Source organism: Microbacterium paraoxydans (assembly GCF_900105335.1).
Classification (GTDB): domain Bacteria; phylum Actinomycetota; class Actinomycetes; order Actinomycetales; family Microbacteriaceae; genus Microbacterium; species Microbacterium paraoxydans.
Map to the genome: position 1 here is coordinate 2,959,907 of NZ_LT629770.1, position 25,460 is coordinate 2,985,366.

Consider the following 25,460-nt stretch of genomic DNA (forward strand, 5'->3'; position numbering starts at 1 on the left):
TCAGTCGTCCCATTCGTAGAAGCCGCGTCCGCTCTTGCGGCCGAGGTGCCCCTCGGCGACGAGGCGACGCAGCAGGGCCGGGGGTTCGAAGCGCGGGCCGAGCTGTGCCGCGAGGTACTCGGCGATGCCGAGCCGGACGTCCAGCCCGACGATGTCCGTGAGCCGGAGCGGTCCCACCGGATGCTTGTAGCCGAGGGTCATGGCGGCGTCGATGTCGGCCGCGGAGGCGACGCCGTCCTCGAGCATCCGGATCGCCTCGAGGCCGAGGGCGACGCCGAGGCGAGAGGACGCGAAACCCGGGGCGTCGGCGACGACGATGGGCGTCTTGCCCAGCGCGCGGACCCAGGAGGCCGCGTCCGCGACGAGAGTCTCCGCGGTCGCGCCGCCACGGACCACCTCCACGAGGGTCGAGGCGGGCACCGGGTTGAAGAAGTGCATCCCGAGGAAGCGCGCCGGGCGGTCGAGCACCGCGGCGAGCTCGTCGATCGAGATAGACGAGGTGTTGGACGCCAGCGCCGCATCGTCCGCGAGGTGCTGCTCGACACGGGTGAGGGCGTCGATCTTCAGCGACAGCTCCTCCGGGACGGCCTCGATGACGAGGGTGCAGTCCGCGAACAGGGCGGCGTCGGTCCCGGTCGCGAACCGCGCCCGGTAGGCCTCGGCCGTCTCGATCGCCGTGCCGCGGGCGAGCGAGGCCTCGATCGACCCGTACACGCGGGCGGCAGCGGCCGCGGCCGCGGCGTCGTCCCGCTCGACGACGGTCACGGGGGATCCGGCGAGGAGGAAGGCGTGGGCGATACCGGCGCCCATGCGTCCGCCACCCAGCACGCCGACGCGGGTCGGGACTGCGGCCTCGGGGGAGGAGGGCGTGCTCATCGGTCTCTCCGTTCCAGGAAGGCGGTCATGCGACGGTGCTTCTCCGGGCTCTCGAACAGCGCGGCCTGCTCCTCGAGGTCGGCTGCGGGGTGCTGGTCGCGCGGCGCCCGGAAGACCCGCTTGGTCGCGATGGTCGCCGCGGGGTCGTTGCGGGCGATGCGGTCGGCGACCGCGTGGGCGGCGCCGAGGAGATCGGCGGGTTCGTGCAGCGAGGAGACGAGCCCGATGCGGAGGGCCTCCTCGGCGTGCACGGTGCGCCCCGTGAGCAGCAGTTCGATGGCACGGGCGTCGCCCACGATCTCCTTGAGCCGCCAGCTCGCTCCGGCGGCGGCGAGGATGCCCAGGCCGGTCTCCGGGTTGCCGATCTTCAGGGTCGGGGTCGCGAGGCGGATGTCGGCGGCATACGCGAGTTCCGCGCCACCGCCGAGCGCGTAGCCGTCGATCGCGGCGATCACGGGCATCGGCAGCTCCGCGACGCGGACGAACGCGTGGGCGTTGATGCCGCGACGGGCGTCGTCGGCACGACGGTCCCGAAGCTCGGCGATGTCGGCGCCCGCCGCGAACACCCCGTCGGCGCCGGTGAGGATGAGCGTGCGCGGCGTCTCCTCCAGCTCGGCGCACAGCGCGTGCAGGGCGTCGATCGTGGCCTGGTCGATCGCGTTGCGCTTGTGCGGACGGTTCAGGGTCGCGACGACGCGGTCCGCGGTGCGGGTGACGAGCAGCGGCTCGTCCGCGCCCCTCACACCTTCTCCAGGATCACGGCCGCGCCCTGGCCGACGCCGACGCACATCGTGGCGAGGCCGTAACGGGAGTCCTCGCGTTCCATGCGTCCCATCAGTGTCACGAGCAGGCGCGAGCCGGACGAGCCGAGCGGGTGGCCGAGAGCGATGGCGCCGCCGTCGGCGTTCACGCGGTCCTCGTCGAGGCCGAGCCGCCGGATGCAGGCGAGCGACTGCGAGGCGAACGCCTCGTTGAGCTCCACGGCGCCGATGGCGTCGAGGGAGAGCCCCGAGCGGCGCAGCGCCTTCTCCGTCGCGGGGACCGGTCCGAGTCCCATGATCTCCGGAGCCAGGGCGGCCGAGGTGCCGACGACGATCCGCGCGCGGGGCGTCAGGCCGTGGCGCTCGACGGCTTCGGCGCTCGCCACGAGCACGGCCGAGGCGCCGTCGTTGAGGGCGCTGGAGTTGCCGGCCGTGACGACCTCTCCGCCGGCCACGACGGGACGGAGGCGCGCGAGCACCTCGAGGGTGGTATCCGGGCGCGGGCCCTCGTCGACGAGCACCTCGCCGTCGCGGACCGGGACGCCGACGATCTCCGGGGCGAAGCGGCCGGCGGCGATCGCGGCGGCGGCGCGCTGCTGCGAGCGGACGGCGAAGGCGTCGGCCTCGGCGCGCGTGATGCCGTCGACGCGGGCCACCTCCTCCGCCGTCTCCGGCATCGTGAAGGTGGCCTTGTCCCGCGCGATGAGGCGAGGGTTCGGGAAGCGCCAGCCGATCGAGGTGTCGAAGGCGGCTCCGGGCTTCGCCCACGCCTTCTCCGGCTTGGCCTGCACCCAGGGGGCGCGGGTCATGGACTCGACGCCCCCGGCGACGAGGAGATCGGCGTCGCCCGCGCGGATCGCCTGCGCGGCCATGGTGACGGCGGACATCCCGGAGGCGCACAGGCGGTTGACCGTGATGCCCGGCACGGTGTCGGGGAGACCGGCGAGGAGCACCGCCATCCGGGCGACGTTCCGGTTGTCCTCTCCGGCCTGGTTGGCGGCGCCGAGGATGACCTCGTCCAGCTCCGTACGCGCCGGGTGGAGCCCGGCGCGGCGCACGGCCTCGCCGACGACGAGCGCCGCGAGGTCGTCGGGACGGACGGCGGAGAGGGTGCCGCCGTAGCGGCCGACCGGGGTGCGGACCCCTCCGACGAGGTAGGCCTCTGGCATGCGGATCTCCTGACTTCGTCGTCCTGGTGTGGTCCGGGAGCGGCCGGTCGTGAATTACTGACCGATCGTAAGGTAATTATGGCACAGGCATACGGCCGGCCGCGATCCCGGACCAGGAGTCAGACGCTGAGATCCACGCCCTTCGTCTCCTTCACCAGCGAGACGCCGATGAGCGAGATGATCGACGCGACGGCGATGTACACGCCGATCGTCCACGCGGCGTGGAACTGGTTCAGCAGCGCCTCCGCGATCATCGGTGCGAACGCCCCGCCGAGGATGGCCCCGAGGGCGTAGCCGATCGAGACGCCCGAGTAGCGCACGTTCGCGGGGAACATCTCGGCGTACAGCGCCGCCTGCGGGCCGTACGAGAGTCCGAGCGCGAACGTCATGACGAACAGGGCCACGAAGTACCAGACGATGTTCGCGGTGTCGATGAGGAACCACATCGGGATGGCCCACACGGCGAGGGCGACGTACCCGATCTGGAACGTGCGGATGCGGCCGAGGCGGTCGGACAGCGCACCGCCCCACAGCGTGAAGATCAGCCAGCCGAACGAGGCAAGCGTGGTCGCCAGCAGCACCGGCGGGCGCTCCATGCCGAGAGCCGTGACGGCATACGTCGCGAAGAAGGCGATCAGCAGGTAGCCCGCGGCGTTGTTGGCGATGAAGATGACGGCCGTGAGGACGACCTGCTTCGTGTGCGCCCGGAAGAGCTGCCCGAGGGGCGCCGACGCCTCCTTGCGACGGCGACGGAGGTCTTCGAACACGGGGCTCTCGTCGACCGCGCGACGGATGACGTAGCCGACCGCGATGAGCACGATCGAGAGCAGGAACGGGATGCGCCAGCCCCACTCGAGGAAGGCCTCGGGGGACATCGAGCTCGTGAGCGCCCAGAGGGTGAAGGTGGCGAGGATCATGCCGACCGGCACGCCGATCTGCGGGAACGCGCCGAAGAGGCCGCGTCGCGCCGTCGGGGCGTGCTCGACGGCCATGAGCGCCGCGCCGCCCCATTCGCCGCCGGCCGAGAAGCCCTGCAGGATGCGCAGGAGGATCAGGAGGATCGGGGCGGCGACGCCGATGGCGGCGTACGTCGGCAGCAGGCCGATGAGGGAGGTGGACAGCCCCATCATCACGAGGGTGAAGACGAGCATCTTCTTCCGGCCGAGCTTGTCGCCGAGGTGTCCGGCGACGATCGCGCCGAGCGGGCGGAACAGGAACGAGATGCCGATGGTCGCGAAGGAGAGCACCTGGGCGAGCCCGGGGCTCGACTCCGCGATGGGGGCGAGGAAGAGCGGGGCGAGCACGAGGCCCGCCGCCTGGGCGTAGATGAAGAAGTCGTACCATTCGATCGACGTCCCCACGAGGGTGCCGGCGAGGACGCGCCGCTCCTCCGCGGGCATCCTTCCGGTCGACGAGGCGGCTGCGGTGGCTGAGGTCATGCGAACTCCGTTGTTCTGCGAGGGGGGAGCGCCGACGCGGGTACGTCGGCGATGACTTACCGAATGATCGGTCAGTAATCGCCGAGCGTAGCGTATCGGCGCTCCGCCCACGAGGGTTCGCCGGCCGGGTCGACCTCAGACCCGCCCGAAGGCGCGGAGCGGATGCTCGATGAGCTCCACCACGCGGCGGAGGAATCCGGCCGCATACCCGCCGTCGCAGACCCGGTGGTCGAACACGAGCGAGAGCTGGACGATGCGACGCGGCACGATCACCCCGTCCACGACCCAGGGGCGCTCGATGATCCGGCCGATGCCGAGGATCGCGACGTCGGGGTGGTTGATGATCGCCGCGGAGCCGTCGACGCCGAACCCGCCGTAGTTGTTGAGGGTGAAGGTCGATCCGCGGAGGCGCTCGGGCGGCAGCGTGCCGGTGCGCGCGGTGGCCGCGAGCTCGCGCAGGGCGACATCGAGGTCGCTGACCGTGCGCCGGTGCGCGTGCGGGACGACCGGGACGAGGAGGCCGCGCTCGGTGTCGGCCGCGACGCCGAGGTTCACGCCCTCGAACGAGATCAGCTCGGAGCCGTCGTCGCTGAGCCGGGAGGCGAGCACCGGGTAGTCCTCCAGCGCCAGCAGCACGAAGCGCGCGAGCAGCGCCGTGATCGACGGGGCCTTCGCGCCCTCGGGAGCCATCTGCCCGCGGAGATTCCAGAGCTCGGTGGCGTCGACGTCGACCCACACGGTGGCCTCGGGGATCTCCGAGCGGCTGCGGGCGAGCCGGGCGCTCACGGTGCGGCGCAGCGGGGACAGGCGCTCGCGACTGCGAACCGGGAGGCCGTCGATCTCGCCGGTGGGAGCGGTCGCGGAGGTCGGCGTCGGGGCCGCGGCGACGCCGTCCACCGCGTGGTCCACGGCGGCGCGCAGCACGTCGGCGCGCGTGATCGCCCCGTCCGCTCCGGTGGGGGAGATCGCGTGCACGTCGAGGCCCAGGTCGCGGGCGAGGCGCCGCACGAGCGGCGACCGCACGGCGACCGGCGCGGGTCGCGCGGGCTCGCGGGAGGCCGGTGCGGGCGACTCCGGAGCGGTCGCGGCGGGGGCCGCCGGTGCGGGCGCTGTCGAGGCGGGTGCCGGTGTGGGGCGTGGTGCCGCGGGGCGACGTCGCCGACCCGTCGCGGCGGACGCGGAGGTGCCGTATCCGATGAGGACGTTGCCCGACCCCGCACGCTCCTCCTGCCGGTACGCCTCGTGCTCGGGCTGCGCGGCGGGGGCCTGCCGCGCGGACGAGGTCTCCTCGCTGCCGGGGTCGGCGACCTCCAGCACCGGGGCGCCGACGTCGATGGTGTCGCCGGGCGTGCCGTGCAGCGCCGTCACGACACCCGCGAACGGCGAGGGCAGTTCGACGACGCTCTTCGCGGTCTCGACCTCGGCGATGGCCTGATCGGTCGCGATCGTGTCGCCGACGGCCACCAGCCACTGCACGAGGCCGGCCTCGGTGAGTCCTTCGCCGAGGTCGGGGAGGCGGAACACGCGGGTCGCGGTCTTCACCGGGGTGCTCATACGTCGTCCTCCCAGTGCAGCGTGTCGATCGCGTCGAGCACCCGATCGACGTCCGGCAGGTACCAGTGCTCGAACTTCGGCGGCGCGTACGGGGTATCGAACCCGGTCACCCGCCGCACGGGGGCTTCCAGGTACTCGAAGCAGCGCTCGAACACCCGGGCCTGGATCTCGGAGGCGACGCTGACGAATCCCGGGGCCTCGGCGATGACGACCGCGCGTCCCGTGGACCGCACCGCCGCGGTGACCGTCTCGTCGTCGAAGGGGGAGAGGGAGCGCACGTCGACCACCTGCACGCTGCGCCCTTCGCCCGCGGCGACCTCCGCCGCCTCCAGCGCGAGCGGCACGGAGGCTCCGTACGCGAGGAGGGTCACGTCGGAGCCCTCCCTGGCGATGCGCGCCGCGCCGATCTCCGCCGTCACCGCGGTGTCGACCTCGCCCTTCGACCAGTAGAGCTTCTTGGGCTCGAGGAAGACCACCGGGTCCGGCGAGGCGATGGCTGCCCGGAGCAGCGAGTAGGCGTCCTGCGGGGTGGACGGGCTCACGACGGTGAGGCCGGGCGTGTGCGCGTAGTACGCCTCGGACGAGTCGCAGTGGTGCTCGACGCCCCCGATGCCGCCGCCGAACGGGATGCGGATCACGAGCGGCATGCGCATCCCGCCGCGGGTGCGGTTGCCGAGCTTCGCGACATGGCTCACAATCTGCTCGAACGCGGGCAGGGCGAAGGCGTCGAACTGCATCTCGACGACCGGGCGCATCCCGTTCATCGCCATGCCGACGGCGGTGCCGATGATGCCGGACTCCGCGAGCGGGGTGTCGAAGCAGCGGTCCTCGCCGAAGCGGGCGGTGAGTCCGTCGGTGATGCGGAAGACGCCGCCTAGGGCTCCGACGTCCTCTCCGAACACGACCACGTCAGAGTCGGCGGCGAGGGTGTCGGCGAGGGCGCGGTTGAGGGCGGCGGCCATGGTCATGGTCGTCGTGGCGGCGGCGTCCGTCGCGACCGGCGTCTCGTGCTCGGCGATGGTCATCGGGGGCCTCCGGTCGTCATCGTCTCGGCGGGGTGGGAGCGGGCGATCTCGTCGCGGAGGAGCTGCCACTGCTCCTCACGCTGCGGCGAGCGGGTCGCGGTCACGAAACGGAAGAGGTCTTCGGGGTCGAGCTCCGCATCGGTGTTCAGGGCGGTGCGCATGGCGGCGGCGATCTCCTCCGCACCCGCGGCGAAGCGCGTCTCGGCCTCGTCGTCCAGAGCGCCGGTCGCAGTGAGGTGCGCGCGCAGGCGGAGCAGCGGATCGCGGGCGAGCCAGGCCTGCACCTCCTCGCGTTCCCGGTAGCGGGTGTCGTCGTCGGCGTTGGTGTGCGCCTGCATGCGGTAGGTGTGCGCCTCGACGAGGGAGGGGCCGCCACCGGCGCGGGCGCGGTCCACGGCCTCCGTGAGCACCGCGAGGACCGCGGCCACGTCGTTGCCGTCGACGCGCTGCCCCGGCATGCCGTAGCCGACCGCCTTGTGGGCGAGGGAGGGGGCGGCGGTCTGCCGGGAGAGGGGGACCGAGATCGCGAACTCGTTGTTCTGGACGAAGAACACGACGGGCACGTGGAACACCGCCGCGAAGTTCATCGCCTCGTGGAAGTCGCCCTCGCTCGTCGCGCCGTCGCCGCAGAGCGCGAGCACCACGGTGTCCTCGCCGCGGTGCTTCGCCGCCTGCGCGAAGCCGACCGCATGCAGGAGTTGCGTCGCCAGCGGGGTGGCCTGCGGGGCGACGCGGTGCGCGCGCACGTCGTAGCCCGAGTGCCAGTCACCCTTGAGGAGCACCATCGCCTCCGCAGGCGCGACGCCGCGGGCGATCACGGCGACCGAGTCGCGGTAGGTGGGGAAGAGCCAGTCGGTGTCGCCGAGTGCCATCGCCGCGGCCACCTGGCAGGCCTCCTGGCCGTGCGACGACGGGTAGACCGCGAGGCGGCCCTGGCGCACGAGCGCGCCGGCCTGATCGTTGATGCGACGGCCTTCGACGAGGCCGCGGTAGGCCGCCAGCAGGACGTCGGCGGCGGGGAGCGCGTAGGCCTCGTCGGGGAGGGTGGTCCCGTCCTCGGCGATCAGTCGTACCGCGGTGTCTCGCGGGAGCATGTCGTGGGGGTGCATCCGTCCGCCTTCCTTGCCGAACTCGATGAGGACAGCATGCCGCGCGTGCGACAGTCATCCAAGATCCGTCGAGGGATCGTGGACGATTGCTCGAGACATGCCACAATGGCTTCCGAAATGTCAGGATTTCCCGGACGGGAGGGGGGTGCCATGGCGGCGCTGGACGAGACGGATCGCGCGATCCTCGCGGAGCTGCGGCGGGATGCGCGGGCGTCCATGACCGCGATCGCCGAGGCGGTGCACATCTCCCGCGCGGGGGCGCATGCCCGCATCAAGCGCCTCACCGATGCCGGAGTGATCACCGGCTACACCGTGCGCACCGACCCCGTGCTGCTGGGGCATCACGCGAGCGCGTACGTGACCCTCGCGATCGAACAGGCCACGTGGCAGGAGGTGAGCGCGCGGCTCCGGGCGATCCCGGAGATCGAGCACATGGCGCTCGTCGGCGGCGACTTCGACGTGCTGCTGCTGGTGCGCGCCAATGACGCCCGCGACCTGCGCCGCATCGTGCTGGAGGACATCCAGGCGATCCCGTCGATCCGCTCGACACGGACGATCCTGATCTTCGAGGACTTCGACCGGGCGTGACGGTCGTCTCCCGTGACGGGGTCGTTGGGGTGCGGCGGTGGTGTGGAGAGGTGATTGCGCGTCTCTTCGCGTGCAGGAGGAGTCCTTCGCGCGTACTGGAATATCGCTCTGAGCAGGGGTAATCCGGCCTCGCAATGTCGGTGGCCCTCTGTTGAATCGTCGTATGGAAAGCACCCCGGCAGCGGTTCTCGACGACACGGTCGTCGCTCTCGACGCCGTGCTGCAGTCCGGCACCGTAGGCGCTCTCGATGCCGGGGCGATGATGGACCTGCTGCGGGTCGCGGGTGAGATCCAGCGACGCGTGGAGGCCGTGATCGTCGACGCGGTGGCGAGCGTCGATCCGCGTCCGGCGGGGTCCGGGGAACCGGCGTTCTGCGGACGGTTCGGCTGCCGCTCGATGAACGAGCTGCTGCAGCGTGTGCTCCGCACCGACGGCGCGTCCGCCGCGCGCCTGGTGAAGGCTGCGCGGTTGGTGCGACGCGAGGTCGATCTCTCCTCCGGGGAGTGGCTGCCGGCGCGGTGGCCGGCGCTGCGTGAAGCGCTCCTCGACGCGGCGATCGGCGTGACCGGGCTGCTGGCCGCGACCGGGCCGATCGAGCAGGCCGGCCCTCGCGTGCGCCTCGCCGACCGCTGGGAGGCCGACGCGTATCTCGCGGAGGTCGCTCGGGGTGAGGAGAGCGACGACGAGAACAGTGAGGATGACGAGAACGAGCCCGGTCCGGCGCCGACGCCCGAGGAGCTGCGGGTGCGGGCGCAGCTCATCGTGCAGTACCTCGACCCCGACGGCGCGGAGCCCGCGGAAGACATCGCGTTGCGCGCTCGCGGTCTGGTGCTGGGGCGCGCCAAGGACGGTGTGATCCCGGTCCGGGGCGCACTGCTGCCCGAGGTCGCGGGGCAGCTGCAGCGGATCTGGGACGCGTACCTGAACCCGAAGGTCGACGGGCCGCCGCTTCCCGGCGTGCACTTCGTGCCGTCCGCGGAACTCGCGGATGCTGAGTGGCGGCACACCGCGGTGTCTCCGGACGACGATGTGCTCCCGTCCGGCGACCCCGGCGGGATGGCCGACGGGCGCACGCGGGCACAGAAGCAGCACGACGCGCTCGCGGCGGCCCTGGGGATCGCGGCCCGGCACGACGACATGCCACGGCTGGGCGGTGGGGCCCCGACACTCGTGGTCACGGTCGGCGCCGAGGACTATGCCACGGGGCGCCGCTGGGCGCGGGTCGAGGGCGTCGAGACGCCGGTGTCGACGCGGGTGGCCGCACACACGGCGTGCGGAGGGACGGTCCAGCGGGTCGTGCTGGGGGCAGGCGGGAGGATCGTCGGGCTCGGGTCGAGCGACCGGATCTTCACCCCGGCGCAGCGCCGGGCGATCGGCGTGCGGGACGGCGAGTGCCTCATCCCCGGGTGTCACGTCCCCGCCGCCTGGTGTGAGATCCACCACGTCACGGAGCACGCGCACGGGGGCCCGACGCACACCGACAACGGGGTCGCGCTGTGCTGGCATCATCACCGCACCCTGGACACCTCGGGGTGGCAGATCCGCATGCGCGGGGGAGTGCCGCAGGTGCGAGGGCCGGCGTGGTGGGATCCGCGGCGACGATGGCGCATGCCGCGCCCGGTGCTTCGCGGCTTCACGGACCGGACGGGGCCGATTCGCTCACAGGGGCCCGATTCGCTCACGCGGGACCGGCGCGGGAGCGCATCCTTCGCGCGGGGACATCTCCGGCGCGCTCCGCGACAAGTGCGGCGGGAAGGGCCGACCGAGAATGAGAAGAAGACCGGCGTCCGCGCCGTGACCCGCTCGAAGGAGAGACACCGATGTCCGATTCCGCCGTTCCCGTAGCCGTCGACCACGGACCAGCCGATTCCGCGGCCTCCGCCGCTGCGGCGCTGCTCGACCGCATCCAGGCCCCGCAGGGCGAGGGGCGCGAGATCCCCGACGCCGCGACGCGGGAGGTCATCGGACGCGCGCCCGTGGCCACGGTCTCCGACCTCGACGACGCCATCGCCCGCGCGAAGGCCGCGCAGCCCGCGTGGGAGGCGCTCGGACACGAGAAGCGGAGCGCGCTCCTCCTCGCCGCGGCCGACGCCATCGACGCGAACGCCGAGGGGCTCGCCTACCTTCTGTCGCGGGAGCAGGGGAAGCCGCTGAACGGCCCCAACGCGCGGTTCGAGCTCGGCGCCTGCTCGGCCTGGCTGCGCACCAACGCCACCACCGTCCTGAAGCCGCAGGTCCTCGTCGACGACGAGACGCTGCACGCCGAGCTCGTGTACAAAGCGGCCGGCGTGGTCGGGGCCATCGGGCCGTGGAACTGGCCGCTCATGATCACCATCTGGCAGATCGGGCCGTCGCTGCGCATGGGCAACACGGTCGTCGCGAAGCCCAGCGAGTACACCCCGCTGAGCGTCCTGGCGATGCTCGCCGTGATGAACGACGTGCTGCCCGCCGACGTCCTCATCGGCGTGTCCGGCGACCGCGAGGTGGGGGCGCGCCTCTCCTCGCACCCCGACATCGCCAAGATCATGTTCACCGGCTCCACCGCGACCGGGCGCCGCATCATCGAGAGTTCCGCGGGCAACCTCGCCCGCCTCACGCTCGAACTGGGCGGCAACGACGCGGGCATCGTGCTCCCCGGCACGGACCCTGCCGCGATCGCGGAAGACCTCTTCTGGGGGGCGTTCATCAACACCGGACAGACCTGCGCCGCCATGAAGCGCCTCTATGTGCACGACTCTGTGTACGACGAGGTCGTGGACGCGCTCGCCGCCATCGCCGCGCAGGTGCCGATGGGGAACGGGCTCGACGAGGGTAACGTGCTCGGGCCGCTGCAGAACCGCCCGCAGTTCGACATCGTCAGTCGCCTCGTCGACGATGCGCGGAGCCGCGGCGCCCGGATCGTCACCGGTGGAGAGCCCGCCGCCGACCTCGGCGAGCTGTTCTACCGGCCCACCATCGTCGCCGACATCGACAACGACGCGGCGCTCGTGCAGGAGGAGCAGTTCGGTCCCGCGCTCCCCGTCATCCGGTACAGCGACGTCGACGAGGCCTTCGCGCTCGCGAACGCCCTCGACGTGGGTCTCGGCGCCTCGGTGTGGGCGAGCGACCCGGAGGAGGCCCGCGCCGTCGCAGCGCGCATGCAGTCCGGCACGGTGTGGATCAACTCGCACGGCGGGCTGCACCCGATGGTGCCGTTCGGCGGCGTGAAGAGCTCGGGCTACGGGCTGGAGTTCGGCGTCGAGGGGCTCAAGTCCGTCGCCGTGACCCAGGTCGTCTCCGGACCCGGCCGGAAGGCGCGAGCGTGACCGCGGCGAACAACGGTGCGGTGCGCTCCGCGATCGTCGTCGGGGCCGGTACGTCGGGCGCCATCGTCGCGCGGCGTCTCACCGACGCCGGTGTCGCGGTGACGCTCGTCGACGCGGGCGGCTACGACACGAACCCGGCCATCCACGACCCCTCGCGGGCGGGCGAGCTGTGGCACTCCGCCGAGGACTGGGACTTCTTCACCGTGCCGCAGCCGCACGCGGCCGGTCGTCGGCTGCATCTTCCTCGAGGCAAGGTCACCGGTGGGTCGCACGCGCTGAACGCCATGATCTGGGTGCGCGGCGCGGCCTCCGACTACGACGCGTGGGAGGCGGCCGGCGCGACCGGATGGGGCTGGGCCGAGGTCGAGCCGATCTACGACGCGATCGAGAACGACCTGCTGCCCGTGACCGACGACTACGCGCTCGCGCCCATCCAGGCCTCGATCATCGACGCCGCCGTGGAGGAGGGGCTGCCGCGCAACCCGAACTACAACGGGGGCACGCTCGACGGGGTCTCCCAGGAGCAGGTCACGATCAAGGACGGACGGCGCGTCAACACCTGGACCGTGTACGCGCAGCCGGTCGCCGACCGGATGACGATCCTCACCGGCCGCGCGGTCCACTCCGTGATCGTGCGCGATGGTCGTGCGGTCGGTATCCGGCTGGGGGAGGGCGACGAGACCGAGGAGGTGTTCGCGGACGAGGTCATCCTCTCGGCGGGCGCACTCGGCACTCCTGTCATCCTGCTCCGCTCGGGCATCGGTCCCGCCGACGAGCTGAGTGCGCTCGGCATCCCTGTCGTGCTCGACGCCCCCGCTGTGGGCAAGAACCTGCACGACCACCTCCTGTCGCCGGTCGTCTTCGCGACCGAGAAGAAGCCCGTCGGCCCGCCGCAGCCGGGGGTCTCCGTCACGCAGAGCCATCTGTTCTGGCGCAGCCGCGACGGCCTCGCGCAGCCGGACACGCAGCCCATCCACTTCTCCGTCCCGATGTGGGGAGAGCTCGAGCCGAAGGGCACCGACGGGTTCACGCTCATGGCGGGCCTGGTGACGCCTTACAGCCGCGGCGAGCTGCGCCTCACCGGTCCCGGCCTCGACGACCTGCCGCACATCGACCTGGCGGCGCTGGAGGATCAACGAGACGCCGACGCCCTCGCGGCCTCCGTGCGCCAGTGCCGCCGGATCGGCACGCAGCCCGCGCTCGCCGAGGAGTGGGGAGCGGTCGAGGTCTACCCCGGGCCGGACGTGGCGGACGACGACGTGGAGGAGTGGGTGCGCCGCACGGCCATCACCTATCACCACCAGGTCGGCACCTGTCGCATGGGCTCCGACCCGGAGTCGGTGGTCGACCCGCAGCTCCGGGTGCGCGGGATCGAGGGGCTCCGGGTGATCGACGCCTCGGTCATGCCGACCGTGCCCACCGGCAACACCAACGCGCCCGCGGCCATGATCGGCGAACGCGGCGCGCGGTTCCTCCTCGCGGACTGAGGGAGGGCGGCGAGGGGACGCGGGGCGGTCACGGCATCTGTCGTGATCGCCCTGCGCTCCTGCGCGTCAGCGGGTGAGCAGCGTCACCGCCACGAGCGCGAGGGCGACGAGACCGAAGCCGGTCGCGAACACCGTCAGCACGAGCGGGAGTCCGCCGCCCGGCAGCGGTCCGCGCGCCCGGGCGGTGAGCACCGCGGTCGTCCGGCGCTGCCGACGGCGCGCGGCGATCCAGAGCAGCGCCGCCGTGCCGACGCCCAGCACGCCCGGCACGAGGCCCCACCCCTCGGCGCCGCTCGGCAGCACCAGGGGGAAGACCCGCAGCGACAGCAGCGAGCCGACCGCGATCGCGAGGGCCGTGCGCCGCCAGGCCAGTTCCGTGCGCTCCGGCTGCAGCCCGGGGTCGTATAGATCGGGCGCCGAGGTGTCGGGCACCGGGGTCTCGGGGGCGGTCATCGGCAGGCCTCGCTCAGCGCCACAGCACCCCGGCGAGGACGAGCAGCCCGGTCGTCACGACGACCACCGCGAGCACCACCGCCGACAGCGCGCCGGGCAGCGGTCGTCCCTGCCGGAGGGCGCGTTCGGCCCGCATCCACTCGAACCAGGCGAGCGGCGCCACGGCCGTGCCGGCGATCATCAGCAGCAGCGAGGCGGCCAGCCGGAACCCGGGGTGCAGGTCGAGGCCGAGGACCTCGAGCGCGACGCCACCCGCGATCAGCGCCAGGCCGGTTCGGGTCCACGCCAGGAACGTGCGCTCGTTGGCGAGGGAGAACCGGGGATCGGGCTCGTCCCCGACCCGGTAGACGGAGGCGGGGAAGCGGCGCATGCGCCCATCGTACGGCGCGGCGCGCTCAGCGCTCGTGCACCGCGCGCCCGGCGAACCATGTCGAGATGACCTCGGTGTGCACGATCTCCTCCGCCGGTCCGCCGATCGCATCCCGTTCCAGGATCACGAAGTCGGCCGACTTGCCGGGGGTCAGGGACCCGGTCTCGGCGCCGAGCCCCATCGCCGTCGCGGCGTTGATCGTGAAGACCTCCAGCGCCTCCTCGGCCGAGATCGCCTGCTCCGGCCACAGCGTGCCTGCGGCCCGACCGAGCGGATCGGCCCGCGTCACGAGCCCCTGCAGGCCCTCGAGCGTGTTCGGCGACTCGCTCACCGGCCAGTCCGAGCCGCCGGCCACGAGGGCCCCGGCGTCGAGGAGCGCGCGGTTGGGCTGCGAGTGCTCGGCACGCTCTCCCAGCACGTCCGCCAGCGCCTGGGGGATGACGCCCGGGTACCAGATGAACGGGGAGATGTCGGCGGAGACGTCCAGCGCCGCGAGTCGGGGGATGTCGCTTTCCGCGAGGAACTGCCCATGCGCGATCTGCACCGGCGTCGTGAATCCGTCCGCGCGCAGGCGCTCGGCGGCATCCAGCACGAGGCGTGCCGACCCGTCGCCGGTGCAGTGCACCTTGGCCCCGAGACCGCGCGCCGCGACGGCCCGGAGCCAGTCGGTGAGCTCGTCGAGGGTCATGGTCGTCTCGCCGTGGAAGTGCGCGCCGTGCACCGGATCCGCCGGATACGGGTCGAGGAAGGAGGCGGTGCGGGCGGGCGGCACGCCGTCGAGGAAGATCTTCACGAAGTCCGGGCGATGGTGCGGGGTGCGGAATTCCTCGCCCCGGTCGAGCAGGGGCGCGCCGATGGGGTCGAACCCGAAGATCTCGTCGTTGATGAGGAGCGAGGAGACCACCCAGGCGTGCAGCTCGTCGGCGCGGTCGAGTCCGGCGAGCGCGGCGAGGATGTCGACGGAGACCCCCGCGTCTTGGAACGCCGTGATCCCGAACGAGTTCAGCAGCTCGATCCCGCGACGGGAGGCGGCCGCGTGCTGCTCCGCGGTGAGTCCGCCGCTGCGGTCGTACGCCTCCTGCACCGGGATGCCGGCGGCTTCCAGGAGCACGCCGGTGGGGGTGCCGTCGTCGGGGTCGAGCACCGTCACCCCGGAGGTCGGGATGCTGTCCGCCGTGATGCCGGCCAGCTCCAGGGCCCGGGTGCTGGCCCAGCGGTTGTGGCGGGAGTCCTCCATGAGCGCCACCGGCCGTCCGCCCGCTGCCTCGTCGAGACGCAATCGCGTGGCGGTGTTGGCGAGGGTGGGAAGCAGGGTCGTGGCCACGGCGCCGCCGACGATCCACGCGTCCTCGGGCAGGGTCTGTGCCTTCTCCCGCACCCGGTCCAGGATCTCGTCGAGCGTGAGCGAGGGGGCGAGCGACAGTTCGAACAGCTCGGTCCGTCCGGCGAGCGCGTGGTGGTTGTGCACGTCGACGAACCCGGGGTAGACCGCCGCGTCGCCGACCTCGACCAGCCGCGTGCGACGGCCGCGGAACGCCTCCACGTCGGCGCGGTCGCCGACGGCGAGGATCCGTCCGTCTCGTACGGCGAAGGCCTCGGCACGCGGACGGGCGCGGTCCGACGTGCGGATCACGGAACCGGTGACGATGAGGTCGGCGACGTCGGTCATGTCAGGCGTCTCCGAAGGTCGCGGGCTCGAGCGACGGGGTGTGGTGGGTGGTCGACAGCAGGCGGCCGTGTGCGCCGAACGTGAAGTGCGTGGGCACCTCACCGCTCTCGTCCAGCCCGAACAGCACGCCGTGGGAGCGGATCGCGTTCACGTCGCGGTGGTCGGCGATCGTGACCGAGGCGCACGGGATCACCTTCTCGCGCCACGCGAAGACGTAGATCCCGGGGCGCACCTCCCACACGCTGTTCTCGTCGGTGTCGGCGAGCCCGCGCTCGGGACCGGCCAGGCACTGCCACGAGTACCAGCGCGGGGAGAGGTACACGTGCTCGTAGGCGTGCTCCTCGCTGTAGACCCACTCCACCCGACGGCCGATGAGCGTGGTCGTGGGGGCGGCCTCGGCGCCGGTGACGTCGGCGCCCTCGATGGTGCCGGGGGCGAAGTGGTGCTGCACGCGGGTGCGGCCCTGCTCGGGCGCGGGGAGGATCTCGGAGATCACCGCGAGGGAGCGTCCGTGCCGCAGGTCGAGGACGAGCGAGACGGCCTCGTTCGGGAGGTAGCGGTGGTGGAACTGCACGAAGTAGAGCTCGTCGTCGACCTCGAACGCCTCGTAGTCGTCGGTGTCGGACGCGGCCTCCGTGGGGTCCTCGGCGCCGGGCTGGTACTCCCAGGCGACCGTCGAGTCGTCGAAGCGGTGGACGATGCGCGTGCCGCGGTCGTCGACGACGGCGATCTCGCGACCGCTCAGGGCGGTGCTGTGCGGGGCCTTGTTGGCGTCGAAGCCGGGGGCGAGTCCTTCCAACGGCAGCCAGGTGGAGGTGTCGGCGGGGTTGAGGGTCGTCATGGGATTTCCTTCCTTCGGAGAACGGGGTCGGCGCGGGCGTCAGCGGTCGCTGAACCGCTCCAGGTCGGTCGCGAGACCGTCGTAGACGGCGGGCTTCGCACGGCGGAGGTAGGCGGCGTAGACGATGCCGCCGATCAGGGCGAGCACGAGCAGGAGCGGCATCAGACGGATCGCGAGCTCCTCGGAGCCGGCGACGATGTTGAAGTTCACGATCGCCAGGATCGAGATGGCCGCGATGCCGAGGAAGCCGATGCCCGGAGCGATGAACGTGCTCCACCACCGAGGGTCGTTCCGGCGCCGGAAGTACACGACGATCGAGATCGCCGCGAGTCCCTGCAGGATCAGCACGCTGAGGGTGCCGAAGCCGAGCATCGCGGGCACGAGCGTGACGATGGGATCGGCACCGGCGAGGGCGAACAGGATCGCCACGATCGCCGCGAAGCCGGCCTGCACGATGCCCGCGAGCTGCGGGGCGCCGTTCGGGCGGGTGCGGGCGAGGGCCTGCGGGAGGATCTTCGCGCGTCCCAGCGAGTACAGGTAGCGGGTGGCGGAGTTGTGGAAGGCGAGCATCGCCGCGAACAGGCTCACCAGGAGCAGCACCATCATCACGGTCGTGAGCGGTCCGCCCAGGTACTGCTGCGAGAGCGAGAAGATGAGGTCGCCCGTGGGCAGGTGCTCCAGCGCCGTGGCCTGCGCCTGCGCGACGCCGGTCGCGCTCACCACGGCCCAGGTCGTGACGCCGAGGATCACGCCGATCGCGATGATCGAGGTGTAGGTCGCCCGCGGGATGGTGCGCAGCGGCTGCTTGGCCTCCTCGCTGAAGAGCGCGGTGGCCTCGAACCCGAGGAAGCCGGTCGCCGCGAGCAGCAGCCCGATGGGCAGCGAGCCGGAGAACACGGCCTCCGGGCTGAACGCCGCCACGTCGTAGCCGGTCTGCACGAGCACGGAGACGTCGAACACGACGAGCATGAGCACCTCGAGCACGAGGCACACGCCGAGCACCTTCGAGCTGAAGTCGACGCCGATCCGGGCGAGCACGAAGCAGACGACGATCGACAGCAGGCCCCAGACGAGCCAGTGCACGTCCAGACCGGTGAGGTCGCGGATGATCGTCTGCATGAAGAAGCCGCTGGTGCCGATCGTGCCGACGACGAAGAAGTTGTAGCCGAGCGTCGCGATGAGGCCCGCGACGAGTCCGCCGGTGCGGCCGAGGCCCTTCACGACGAAGGCGTAGAAGCCTCCGGCGTTCACCAGCTGCTTCGACATCTGGGCGTAGCCGATCGCGAACAGCAGCAGGATGGCCGCGACGAGGAAGAACGACATCGGGGTGCCTCCGCCATTGCCCAGGGCGATGGCGAGCGAGGCGACGACGACGATCCCGGTCAGCGGCGCGACGGCGGCCAGGACGAGGAAGACGATGCCGGCGACGCCGAGGGCGCCGGGGCGGAGGGAGGTGTGGTGCGGCGTCGTGGGTGCGGAGGTCTGCTCTGCCACGTCGGCTCCTTTGCTCGGGTGACGGCCGTGCGGACACGGCATCGACGACGAGGGGAATCGTCGATAGAGCGAGTCTGCTCGCCGCCTCGTCGCCACGCTTGACCGTGAGCGAAGGACGATGGTGCCACCGCGCACACCCCGCCGGCGGGCGTGCGCCCCCTCCGCCCCGCGGAGCAGGATGACCGGGACGACACCGCTGTCTCGTCGGCGCCGCGCGGCGCCGGGCCGCGGTCGGAGGATGCGATGGACCTGCAGCTCGACGGCACGACGGCCCTCGTCACGGGGGCTGCCTCCGGCATCGGCCGTGCCGTCACCCGGGCGCTCGCCGCCGAGGGGGTGCGGGTCGCACTGCTCGACCGGGACGCCGCCGCCCTCCGGGATGCGGCGGGGGAGGCCGGCATCGATCCGGTGCTGCTCGCCGCCGACGTCACGGACGAACAGCAGGTGGCTGCCGCCGTCGGCGCGGGTGTCCGGGCGCTGGGCGGTCTCGACGCGGTGGTCTGCTGCGCCGGGATCTCCGGCCCGGTCGGGACGCCGATCGAGGAGACCGCCCTGGAGGCGTGGAACCGTGTCCTCGCCGTCAACATCACCGGCGCGTTCCTCGTGCTCAAGCACGCGATCCCGGCGCTCCGGGAGTCCGCCGCCGGATCCGTCGTGCTGCTCGCGAGCGACTCGGCCGTCGTGGCCTCGCCGGGCATGGCCCCCTACGCCGCCTCGAAGGCCGCGCTCGTCCAGTTCGGGCGGGCGCTGTCGGTCGACCTCGCGGGTACCGGGGTGCGGGTGAACGCGGTGTCACCGTCCATCGTCGACACGCCGATGAGCCGGGGCGACCTCGGCGCCGCGGCGTTCGACGAGCCCGCTTTCCCCGTGCAGAGCGCCGACGAGGTCGCCGCGCACGTCGCCTACCTCCTCTCCCCGCGGAGCCGGGCGGTCAACGGCACCACCCTCCTCAGCGACTTCGGGTACACCGCCCGGTCGGGATTCCCCGCCTGACGCGCCCGCGTCCGGCCCCACCGCGCACGCGCGCAGAACACACAGGAGCACACATGGCAACCGTGGTCGGATCGAGCGTCTCCGGACGCGTCGTCGTCATCACCGGAGGCGGCACGGGCATCGGCGCGGCGGTCGCGGAACGTTTCGCGGCCGAAGGGGCGCACGTCGTCGTGGTGGGTCGCCGGCCGGAGCCGTTGCACGAGGTCGAGCGGGCCGTCGGGGCGCTGCCGATCGTCGCGGATGCGGCGGACACCGCGTCGGCGCAGGCCGCGATCGCCGAGATCCTCGCGCGGTTCGGCCGCATCGACGTCCTCGTCGCGAACGCCGGAGGACACGGGTTCTCCCCGGTCGCCGAGACCGACGACGCGAGCTGGGACGCCGCGATCCGTGCCAACCTCACGACCGCGTTCGTGATGGCGCGGGAAGCGCTGCCGGCGCTGATCGAGGCCAAGGGGCAGGTGGTGATCGTCTCCTCGCTGGCCGGGCTCTTCGCGGGGCCGTCGGTGGCCGGATACACGGTCGGCAAGCACGCCCTCATCGGCCTCACCCGGACGCTCGCGCGCGACTACGGGCGCCACGGCGTGCGCGTCAACGCGATCTGCCCCGGGTGGGTGCAGACGCCGATGGCCGACGAGGAGATGGACGAGTTCGCGGCGCACGCCGGTCTCGGCTCCCGGGAGGAGGGCTACGCGACGGTCACCGCCGACGTGCCGCTGCGCCGCCCGGCGCGGCCCGCCGAGATCGCCTCCGTCGTGCGGTTCCTCGGGTCGGGGGAGTCGTCATACATCACCGGCGCCGTGATCGTGGCGGACGGCGGGTCGCACGTGGTCGACGTGCCGACCATCGCCTTCGACCACGCCGGGATGTAGCGCCGGGTCAGGGGCGGTGGCCGTCGCCCCGAGATCAGTTGATCCGGAGCTCGAAGCCGTCGTCGGTCGGGACCACGGCGACGTGCGTGAGGTCGTCGACGTGTGCGGTCGGGGCGTGGGCTCCCGCGTGCGGACCGATGCCGATCACGCGCATGCCCGCGGCGTGGGCGGCCTGGATGCCGGCGCCGGAGTCCTCGAACACGACGCAGTCCGCGGGGTCGATGCCGAGGGTGCGGGCGGCGAGGAGGAAGCCCTCCGGATCGGGCTTCGAGGCGGAGACGTTCTCCGCCGTGACGGCGAGTTCGGGGACCGTGAGCCCGGCCTGGCCCATCCGCGCGGTCATGAGCGCGACGTTGGCCGAGGTGACCACCGCGTGCGGGAACGGCTCCAGCGCGGCGAGCAGGTCCTCGGCGCCCGGGATGCCGATCACACCGTCCACGTCGGAGGCCTCGGTCGCGAGCATGACCTCGTTCTCACGGAGGTTGATGGCGTGGTCGCGCTCGGGGAGCAGGATCGCCATGCTCTGGTGCCCCTGGCGCCCGTGGACGGTGCGCAGGACGGTCTCGGGGTCGATCCCGTGCGGCTCCGCCCAGGCGAGCCAGAGGCGCTCCACGACGGCGGTCGAGTCGACGAGGGTCCCGTCCATGTCGAGGAGGGCGGCACGGGCGTGGAGGATCTCGGTCACTCCCTCAGGCTAACCCTCACGCCGCCGACCCACCCCCTTTCGCGCGCCCCGGCCCCTTGCGAACGCGCGCACGGGGCCGGGAGGAACGCAACGGGGTGGGTCGACGGGGAGTCAGCCCCCGAGGTAGGCGCGGTGGAGGAGGGCGGGGTCGTCTTGGAGGGCCTGCGGCGCGCCCTGGAACGACACACGGCCGCCAGCGACGACGACCGCCTCCTGCGCGAGACCGAGGGCGAGCTGCGTGAACTGCTCCACCAGCAGCACCGCCACCCCGGACTCCGCGATCGACGACACGATCGGCATCAGGCGCAGGAACACCACCGGCGCGAGGCCCAGGGACATCTCGTCGATGAGCAGCACCCGGGGCTTCGCTGCGAACGCCCGTGCCAGCACCACCATCTGCTGCTCCCCACCCGACAGCAGTGCCGTGGGGGAGTCGATGCGCTTCTCCAGCTCCGGGAACTGCGCCAGCACGGCCTCGATCTCCCCGGCGGTGCGTGCCGTGAGGGAGAGGTTCTCGCGCACGGTGAGCGACGGGAACACGGCCCGCCCCTGCTCGATGTGCACGATGCCGCGCCGGGCCCGCGCCACGCGGGGGAGCCGGTCGATCGGATCCCCGTCCAGCAGGATCGACCCGGACGAGTGCGGCGTCACGCCGGACACCGCCTCGATCAGGCTCGTCTTGCCCGCCCCGTTGGGGCCGACCAGGGCCAGGACCTCGCCGCCGGCGACCCGCAGCGAGACGTCCGAGATGACCGGCCCGGCGCCGCGGCTCACCGTGACGCCGTCGAGCACCAGTGCGCTCATTTCAGCAGCTCCGTCTCTCCCATGTACGCCTTGACGACGTCGGGGTTCGCGAGGACCTCCGCCTGCGGGCCGCTCGCCAGGACGCGGCCGAAGTCGAGGACCGTGAGGGTCGGGCACACCGAGCGGACGAGGTCCAGGTCGTGCTCGATGATGATGAGGGCCACGCCGTAGCGCCCGGGGAGCTCGCGCAGGCGAGCCGCGAGTGCCAGATGCTCCTCGTGCGAGAGGCCGGCGGCTGGCTCGTCGAGGATGAGCAGTCGCGGGCGGGCGGCGACGTTCGCCGCGACCTCCACGAGCCGCCGGGTGCCGACGTCGACGCTCGAGAGGCGCGCCCGGGCCGGCGGGCACCCGAAGAACGCGAGGACCTCGTCGATGTCCGCCGCGGCGAGCCGCCGTCTGGCCACGAAGCGCACGTAGCCGCCCACGGTCAGCGCCGGAGGGACGCGGTCCTGCTGGAAGGTCCGTCGCAGTCCGAGTCGCGCACGCCGGGTGGGGGAGAGCCCGGCGAGGTCGCGGTCGCCGAGAAGCACGCGGCCCTCGTGCTGGGGGAGGAAGCCGCTGATGGCGTCGACGAAGGTCGACTTCCCGGCGCCGTTCGGACCGATGAGTCCCATGATCGAGGCGGCGGGCACCGTGAACGAGACGTCGTCGAGGGCCTTGAGCGCCCCGAACTGCACGGTCAGACCGTCGACCGTGAGCACCGGGGCGCCGTCGAGGGCGGCCTCGTCGACGGTGGCCGTCGTGGTCGTGGTGATCGCCGCCGCATCGGTTCCCGCGTCAGGCGGGAGCGCCGTGAGCTTCGCGCTGGCCGTGCGCCGGTCGGCCCGTCGGTACAGGAGGTTGCGGATGCCCTGGCCGAGGTTCGTGCCGCTCGTGAGCGCCTGCACCCCCAGCACGCCGAACACGACGAAGCCCCAGTCCTGCGGCACGCCCCACCGCTTGAGCAGCTCCGGCACGAGCACCCAGAGCAGTCCGCCGAAGATGGCCATGTCGATGAGGTGCGCGCCGGACATGATCGCCAGCACGTACAGGGCGAGGGACTGCAGCGGCGTGAAGCTCGAGGCGAAGGGGAGCTGCACCTGTCCGGCGAGCAGCCCGCCGGAGATGCCGCCGAGGGCCGCCGACACCGCGAACGCCGTGAGCTTCGCGGTGCGCACGCTCTGCCCGGCCGCGGCCGTGCCCCGCTCGGAGAAAGCGACGGCCTTCCAGCTCGCGCCCCACCGGCCGCGCTGCAGGAAGAACACCGCCAGGCCGCAGACGGCGAGCACGACGATGGAGAGGAAGAAGAACTCCCGGTCGCTCCCGAACAGTGCCGGGCGCTCGATCGCGATGCCGTCCGCGGAGCCGGGGAACTGGATCTGCACGAGCGTGACGTCGGCCGCCGCGGCGAAGCCGAGCGTCACCACCGCCAGGTTCACCCCGCGCAGCCGCAGGGCGGGGAGCCCGACGAGGATGCCCACGAGACCGGCCGCGACGCCACCGAGCACGAGCCAGACGAGGAAGCCCCCCGGCGCCTGCATCACGTTCAGCAGCGAGACGATCCACGCGCCGACCGCGGCGAACGTGAGCTGGCAGAGGGCGATCATGCCGGCCGAGCCGGTGACGATGCCGAGTCCGAGGATCGCGATCGCGGCCGTGACGGCGCTGATCGCGAGGAAGACGAAGTAGCCGGGAAGGGCGGCGCTGAGGAGCGCACCCACGCCGATGCCGACCAGGGCGACGGCGAACGGCCAGGTGATTCGGAACCAGGGGCGGTCAGCGAGCGGCATCCCACACCTCCTTGCGTTGCGTCCACAGCAGCAGGACGACGATGAACAGGAACGGCAGGAAGTTGCGCACGAGCGCCACTTCGTCGATCTGCGCGACGAGTCCGCCGAGGACGCCGAGGAGCAGGCCGCCGACGACGGCGAGGTCGAGCCGGCGGAAGCCGCCGAGGAGCGCGGCCGCCGCGGCGGGGACGATGAGCATGGACAGGCTCGTGGCATCGTTCGACTGCGAGGGTGCGACGATGATGATCGCGATGGCGCTGATGACCCCGGTGACGAACCAGACGGCGATCGACAGCGGCCGGGAGCGGATGCCGAGCAGCTCCGCCGTGGTCGGCCGCTCCGACAGCGCGCGCAGCTGGGTGCCGACCCGGGTACGGCGCAGCACGATACGGACGGCGACGGCGGTGACGACGGCCATCGCCACCGTCGCGACGGTTACCTGGCTGATCACCACGCCGCCGAAGGAGAACGCGGGGCCGGCGATGATGGGGGTGAAGGGCTGCGGCTTGTTGCCGAACAGGATGAACGACAGCGAGATGAGCAGCAGGAGCGGGCCGACCGTCATGGCCGAGCGGGTCGTCGTCGAGGCCTCCGACAGCCAGGTCGCGGCGATGAACCCGATCGCCGCGGCGAGTAGGCCCGCGACGAGGACCCCGAGGATCGAGCCCAGCCAGATGGGCAGCCCGATCTCGCGGACGAACCACACGGCGGTGAAGGCCCCGAACATGCCGGTCGCGGCCTGGGCGAAGTTCACCACGCGCACGAGGCGCGACATGAGGGTGAGGCAGACGCCGAGGACGGCGTAGAGGCCGCCGGCGGCGAGACCGGCGATGGCGCCTTGGAGCATCAGGCGTCCTTTCTGGTGAGGGGCCCTTCGACAGGCTCAGGGACCCAGATGTGGGTCGCTGAGCCTGTCGAAGCGCGGGAAACCCGGGTGGGTCGCCGAGCCTGTCGAGGTGGGTCGCTGAGCCTGTCGAAGCGCAGGGACCCGGGGTGGGTCGCTGAGCCTGTCGAAGCGCGGGACTATTCGCCGATCCGGAGCCAGTCGTCGGCGACCTTCTCCCAGGCGTTCGTGCCCGACTTCAGGATGATCGGCCAGCCCGCGGTGTTCTGCGTGCCGAAGGCGTAGGGCGTGCCCACCATCGGGTTCTCGATCGGGTCCATGCCCTTCAGTGCCTCGGAGACGCTCTCCCGGGTGATGTCGCCGTCGATGCTTTTCAGCACCTCGATGAAGTACGTCGCCGCGAGGTAGCCGCCCTGGCTGAACGAGGTGAGGGGGATGTCGTTCTCCTCCATCAGCGCCCGCCAGTCCGCGTTGATGTCGCTGTCGTCCGTGAACGGGTAGAACTCGGCGGGGACGTAGATGCCGGCGCCCGCGTCGTCGATCGCGTCGGCGAAGTTCTCGCTGTAGACGCTCGTGAGGTAGAGCCAGGTCACGTCGTCCCAGCCCTGCGCGTTCGCGGCCTTGACCTGTCCGATCGCGTCGGGCTCGACGGGGTTGATCGCGAGGGCCTTGCAGCCCTGGTCGCGCGCCTTGACGATGTAGGGCGTGTAGTCGGAGGCGCCGTACGGCACGGTGTCGTCGACGTACTTCGGCTCCTTGCCCGTGATCTCGGTCCACTTGTCGATCGCGGCCTGGTAGGTCGGGCGGGTGGAGCCGGCGATCTCCAGCAGGATGCAGATGTCGTCGAGTCCGAGCACCTCGGAGCCGTACTGCAGCGTGAGGGTCATGTCGTTGAACGGGCCGACGTTCGCCGGCGAGATGTTCTCGCTGTCGAAGCAGCCCGTGTCGACGCCGATGCCGGGCACCGAGAGGATGCCCTCCTGCTCGTAGTACTTCGCGTTGATCTCGCACTCGATGAGGCTCGCGGAGCCCACGAGTGCGACGGCTTCGTCGCTGCCAACGATCTCCCGCGCCGAGGCGGTGGCCGTGGCGGGGTCGCCCTTGTCGTCGAGCATCTTGTACTCGATCTTCCGGCCGTCCAGGCCGCCATCCTCGTTGAACGCGTCGAAGACGGCGGCGGCCGCCTGCGACGCTTCCGGGAACGTCGCCGGGCCGCTGATCGTGTTCACGGAGCCGACGACGATGGGGGCGCCGTCGCCCCCGGCTCCGTCGCCACCGGCGCAGCCGGCGAGAGCGAGGGCGGCCACGGCGATGACCGCCGCGGTGCCGGATGCTCGTCTGTTCATGTGCTTCTG

The 25,460-nt window shown here is 72.2% G+C and carries 23 protein-coding genes; 6 read left to right on the forward strand and 17 right to left on the reverse strand.

Features of this window, described 5'->3' with window-relative positions; genetic code table 11:
• The 7 genes from BLU02_RS14485 to BLU02_RS14515 all read right to left on the reverse strand — a co-directional run bounded on the left by BLU02_RS14485 (window position 1) and on the right by BLU02_RS14515 (window position 7,933).
• Window positions 1-876: a 3-hydroxyacyl-CoA dehydrogenase family protein gene (locus BLU02_RS14485; RefSeq protein ID WP_060923114.1), complete on the reverse strand. Its 876-nt coding sequence runs from the start codon at window positions 874-876 to the stop codon at window positions 1-3.
• A complete protein-coding gene (locus BLU02_RS14490; RefSeq protein ID WP_082750143.1) occupies window positions 873-1,619 on the reverse strand; it encodes an enoyl-CoA hydratase/isomerase family protein in 747 nt (248 codons plus the stop codon). Before BLU02_RS14490 ends, BLU02_RS14485 begins: the two co-directional genes overlap by 4 nt.
• Window positions 1,616-2,806 carry a thiolase family protein gene (locus BLU02_RS14495; RefSeq protein ID WP_060923113.1) on the reverse strand — a complete coding sequence of 397 codons (1,191 nt, stop codon included), beginning with the start codon at window positions 2,804-2,806 and terminating at the stop codon, window positions 1,616-1,618. The genes BLU02_RS14490 and BLU02_RS14495 overlap by 4 nt, the downstream gene beginning before the upstream one ends.
• A gap of 119 nt (window positions 2,807-2,925) precedes the next feature.
• Window positions 2,926-4,245, reverse strand: coding sequence for an MFS transporter (locus BLU02_RS14500; RefSeq protein WP_025103845.1), 1,320 nt, complete (start codon window positions 4,243-4,245; stop codon window positions 2,926-2,928).
• Window positions 4,246-4,380: 135 nt separating this feature from the next.
• Window positions 4,381-5,799: a dihydrolipoamide acetyltransferase family protein gene (locus BLU02_RS14505; RefSeq protein WP_083371029.1), complete on the reverse strand. Its 1,419-nt coding sequence runs from the start codon at window positions 5,797-5,799 to the stop codon at window positions 4,381-4,383.
• The gene (locus tag BLU02_RS14510; RefSeq protein WP_060922478.1) at window positions 5,796-6,824 is read right to left on the reverse strand and encodes an alpha-ketoacid dehydrogenase subunit beta; all 1,029 of its coding nucleotides are present in this window, start codon (window positions 6,822-6,824) and stop codon (window positions 5,796-5,798) included. The genes BLU02_RS14505 and BLU02_RS14510 overlap by 4 nt, the downstream gene beginning before the upstream one ends.
• Complete coding sequence (locus BLU02_RS14515; RefSeq protein WP_060922477.1) at window positions 6,821-7,933, reverse strand: thiamine pyrophosphate-dependent enzyme; 1,113 nt, start codon at window positions 7,931-7,933, stop codon at window positions 6,821-6,823. The genes BLU02_RS14510 and BLU02_RS14515 overlap by 4 nt, the downstream gene beginning before the upstream one ends.
• Window positions 7,934-8,083: 150 nt before the next feature.
• Between BLU02_RS14515 and BLU02_RS14520 the strand changes: the two genes are divergently transcribed.
• From BLU02_RS14520 to BLU02_RS14535, 4 genes are all read left to right on the forward strand, one after another.
• Window positions 8,084-8,521 (forward strand): Lrp/AsnC family transcriptional regulator, encoded by a 438-nt coding sequence (locus BLU02_RS14520; protein WP_071327392.1) that lies wholly within the window; start codon window positions 8,084-8,086, stop codon window positions 8,519-8,521.
• Window positions 8,522-8,684: 163 nt separating this feature from the next.
• A complete protein-coding gene (locus tag BLU02_RS14525; protein ID WP_060922476.1) occupies window positions 8,685-10,367 on the forward strand; it encodes an HNH endonuclease signature motif containing protein in 1,683 nt (560 codons plus the stop codon).
• Window positions 10,343-11,827: an aldehyde dehydrogenase family protein gene (locus BLU02_RS14530; protein ID WP_231919585.1), complete on the forward strand. Its 1,485-nt coding sequence runs from the start codon at window positions 10,343-10,345 to the stop codon at window positions 11,825-11,827. The genes BLU02_RS14525 and BLU02_RS14530 overlap by 25 nt, the downstream gene beginning before the upstream one ends.
• A 20-nt stretch (window positions 11,828-11,847) precedes the next feature.
• Window positions 11,848-13,314 (forward strand): GMC family oxidoreductase, encoded by a 1,467-nt coding sequence (locus tag BLU02_RS14535; protein WP_060922481.1) that lies wholly within the window; start codon window positions 11,848-11,850, stop codon window positions 13,312-13,314.
• Between the two features lie 66 nt (window positions 13,315-13,380).
• On the opposite strand, the gene BLU02_RS14540 is transcribed toward BLU02_RS14535, so the two are convergent.
• From BLU02_RS14540 to BLU02_RS14560, 5 genes are read right to left on the reverse strand one after another with little or no spacing between them, the layout of a single operon-like run.
• Entirely contained in the window at window positions 13,381-13,767 is a 387-nt protein-coding gene (locus BLU02_RS14540; RefSeq protein WP_060922475.1) for a DUF202 domain-containing protein, read from the reverse strand.
• 13 nt (window positions 13,768-13,780) lie between these two features.
• Window positions 13,781-14,137: a YidH family protein gene (locus BLU02_RS14545; protein ID WP_025103854.1), complete on the reverse strand. Its 357-nt coding sequence runs from the start codon at window positions 14,135-14,137 to the stop codon at window positions 13,781-13,783.
• Window positions 14,138-14,162: 25 nt separating this feature from the next.
• Window positions 14,163-15,806, reverse strand: coding sequence for an amidohydrolase (locus BLU02_RS14550; protein ID WP_060922474.1), 1,644 nt, complete (start codon window positions 15,804-15,806; stop codon window positions 14,163-14,165).
• Between the two features lies 1 nt (window position 15,807).
• Entirely contained in the window at window positions 15,808-16,647 is an 840-nt protein-coding gene (locus BLU02_RS14555; RefSeq protein WP_060922473.1) for a molybdenum cofactor biosynthesis F family protein, read from the reverse strand.
• 39 nt (window positions 16,648-16,686) lie between these two features.
• Window positions 16,687-18,141: an APC family permease gene (locus BLU02_RS14560; RefSeq protein WP_060922472.1), complete on the reverse strand. Its 1,455-nt coding sequence runs from the start codon at window positions 18,139-18,141 to the stop codon at window positions 16,687-16,689.
• A 243-nt stretch (window positions 18,142-18,384) separates the two neighbouring features.
• Between BLU02_RS14560 and BLU02_RS14565 the strand changes: the two genes are divergently transcribed.
• Window positions 18,385-19,134 carry an SDR family NAD(P)-dependent oxidoreductase gene (locus BLU02_RS14565; protein ID WP_060922480.1) on the forward strand — a complete coding sequence of 250 codons (750 nt, stop codon included), beginning with the start codon at window positions 18,385-18,387 and terminating at the stop codon, window positions 19,132-19,134.
• A 53-nt stretch (window positions 19,135-19,187) separates the two neighbouring features.
• A complete protein-coding gene (locus tag BLU02_RS14570; RefSeq protein ID WP_060922471.1) occupies window positions 19,188-20,003 on the forward strand; it encodes an SDR family NAD(P)-dependent oxidoreductase in 816 nt (271 codons plus the stop codon).
• Window positions 20,004-20,037: 34 nt separating this feature from the next.
• Here BLU02_RS14570 and BLU02_RS14575 read toward each other — a convergent pair whose 3' ends face one another.
• From BLU02_RS14575 to BLU02_RS14595, 5 genes are all read right to left on the reverse strand, one after another.
• Window positions 20,038-20,688: an HAD-IA family hydrolase gene (locus BLU02_RS14575; RefSeq protein ID WP_082750076.1), complete on the reverse strand. Its 651-nt coding sequence runs from the start codon at window positions 20,686-20,688 to the stop codon at window positions 20,038-20,040.
• Between the two features lie 111 nt (window positions 20,689-20,799).
• Entirely contained in the window at window positions 20,800-21,492 is a 693-nt protein-coding gene (locus BLU02_RS14580; RefSeq protein WP_060922470.1) for an ABC transporter ATP-binding protein, read from the reverse strand.
• Entirely contained in the window at window positions 21,489-23,261 is a 1,773-nt protein-coding gene (locus BLU02_RS14585; protein WP_060922469.1) for a branched-chain amino acid ABC transporter ATP-binding protein/permease, read from the reverse strand. The genes BLU02_RS14580 and BLU02_RS14585 overlap by 4 nt, the downstream gene beginning before the upstream one ends.
• Window positions 23,248-24,108 (reverse strand): ABC transporter permease subunit, encoded by an 861-nt coding sequence (locus BLU02_RS14590; protein ID WP_060922468.1) that lies wholly within the window; start codon window positions 24,106-24,108, stop codon window positions 23,248-23,250. The genes BLU02_RS14585 and BLU02_RS14590 overlap by 14 nt, the downstream gene beginning before the upstream one ends.
• A gap of 176 nt (window positions 24,109-24,284) precedes the next feature.
• Complete coding sequence (locus BLU02_RS14595) at window positions 24,285-25,451, reverse strand: ABC transporter substrate-binding protein (protein WP_060922467.1); 1,167 nt, start codon at window positions 25,449-25,451, stop codon at window positions 24,285-24,287.
• Between the last annotated feature and the right edge of the window lie 9 nt (window positions 25,452-25,460).

Bases quoted from the DNA above. Each gene is read 5' to 3' on its own strand.
- BLU02_RS14590 (WP_060922468.1), bottom strand. From the start codon at position 24,108: ATGCTCCAAGGCGCCATCGCCGGTCTCGCCGCCGGCGGCCTCTACGCC.
- BLU02_RS14525 (WP_060922476.1), top strand. From the start codon at position 8,685: ATGGAAAGCACCCCGGCAGCGGTTCTCGACGACACGGTCGTCGCTCTC.
- BLU02_RS14495 (WP_060923113.1), bottom strand. From the start codon at position 2,806: ATGCCAGAGGCCTACCTCGTCGGAGGGGTCCGCACCCCGGTCGGCCGC.
- BLU02_RS14565 (WP_060922480.1), top strand. From the start codon at position 18,385: ATGGACCTGCAGCTCGACGGCACGACGGCCCTCGTCACGGGGGCTGCC.
- BLU02_RS14550 (WP_060922474.1), bottom strand. From the start codon at position 15,806: ATGACCGACGTCGCCGACCTCATCGTCACCGGTTCCGTGATCCGCACG.
- BLU02_RS14555 (WP_060922473.1), bottom strand. From the start codon at position 16,647: ATGACGACCCTCAACCCCGCCGACACCTCCACCTGGCTGCCGTTGGAA.
- BLU02_RS14540 (WP_060922475.1), bottom strand. From the start codon at position 13,767: ATGACCGCCCCCGAGACCCCGGTGCCCGACACCTCGGCGCCCGATCTA.
- BLU02_RS14500 (WP_025103845.1), bottom strand. From the start codon at position 4,245: ATGACCTCAGCCACCGCAGCCGCCTCGTCGACCGGAAGGATGCCCGCG.
- BLU02_RS14595 (WP_060922467.1), bottom strand. From the start codon at position 25,451: ATGAACAGACGAGCATCCGGCACCGCGGCGGTCATCGCCGTGGCCGCC.
- BLU02_RS14510 (WP_060922478.1), bottom strand. From the start codon at position 6,824: ATGACCATCGCCGAGCACGAGACGCCGGTCGCGACGGACGCCGCCGCC.
- BLU02_RS14505 (WP_083371029.1), bottom strand. From the start codon at position 5,799: ATGAGCACCCCGGTGAAGACCGCGACCCGCGTGTTCCGCCTCCCCGAC.
- BLU02_RS14580 (WP_060922470.1), bottom strand. From the start codon at position 21,492: ATGAGCGCACTGGTGCTCGACGGCGTCACGGTGAGCCGCGGCGCCGGG.
- BLU02_RS14585 (WP_060922469.1), bottom strand. From the start codon at position 23,261: ATGCCGCTCGCTGACCGCCCCTGGTTCCGAATCACCTGGCCGTTCGCC.
- BLU02_RS14515 (WP_060922477.1), bottom strand. From the start codon at position 7,933: ATGCACCCCCACGACATGCTCCCGCGAGACACCGCGGTACGACTGATC.
- BLU02_RS14520 (WP_071327392.1), top strand. From the start codon at position 8,084: ATGGCGGCGCTGGACGAGACGGATCGCGCGATCCTCGCGGAGCTGCGG.
- BLU02_RS14545 (WP_025103854.1), bottom strand. From the start codon at position 14,137: ATGCGCCGCTTCCCCGCCTCCGTCTACCGGGTCGGGGACGAGCCCGAT.
- BLU02_RS14485 (WP_060923114.1), bottom strand. From the start codon at position 876: ATGAGCACGCCCTCCTCCCCCGAGGCCGCAGTCCCGACCCGCGTCGGC.
- BLU02_RS14570 (WP_060922471.1), top strand. From the start codon at position 19,188: ATGGCAACCGTGGTCGGATCGAGCGTCTCCGGACGCGTCGTCGTCATC.
- BLU02_RS14530 (WP_231919585.1), top strand. From the start codon at position 10,343: ATGTCCGATTCCGCCGTTCCCGTAGCCGTCGACCACGGACCAGCCGAT.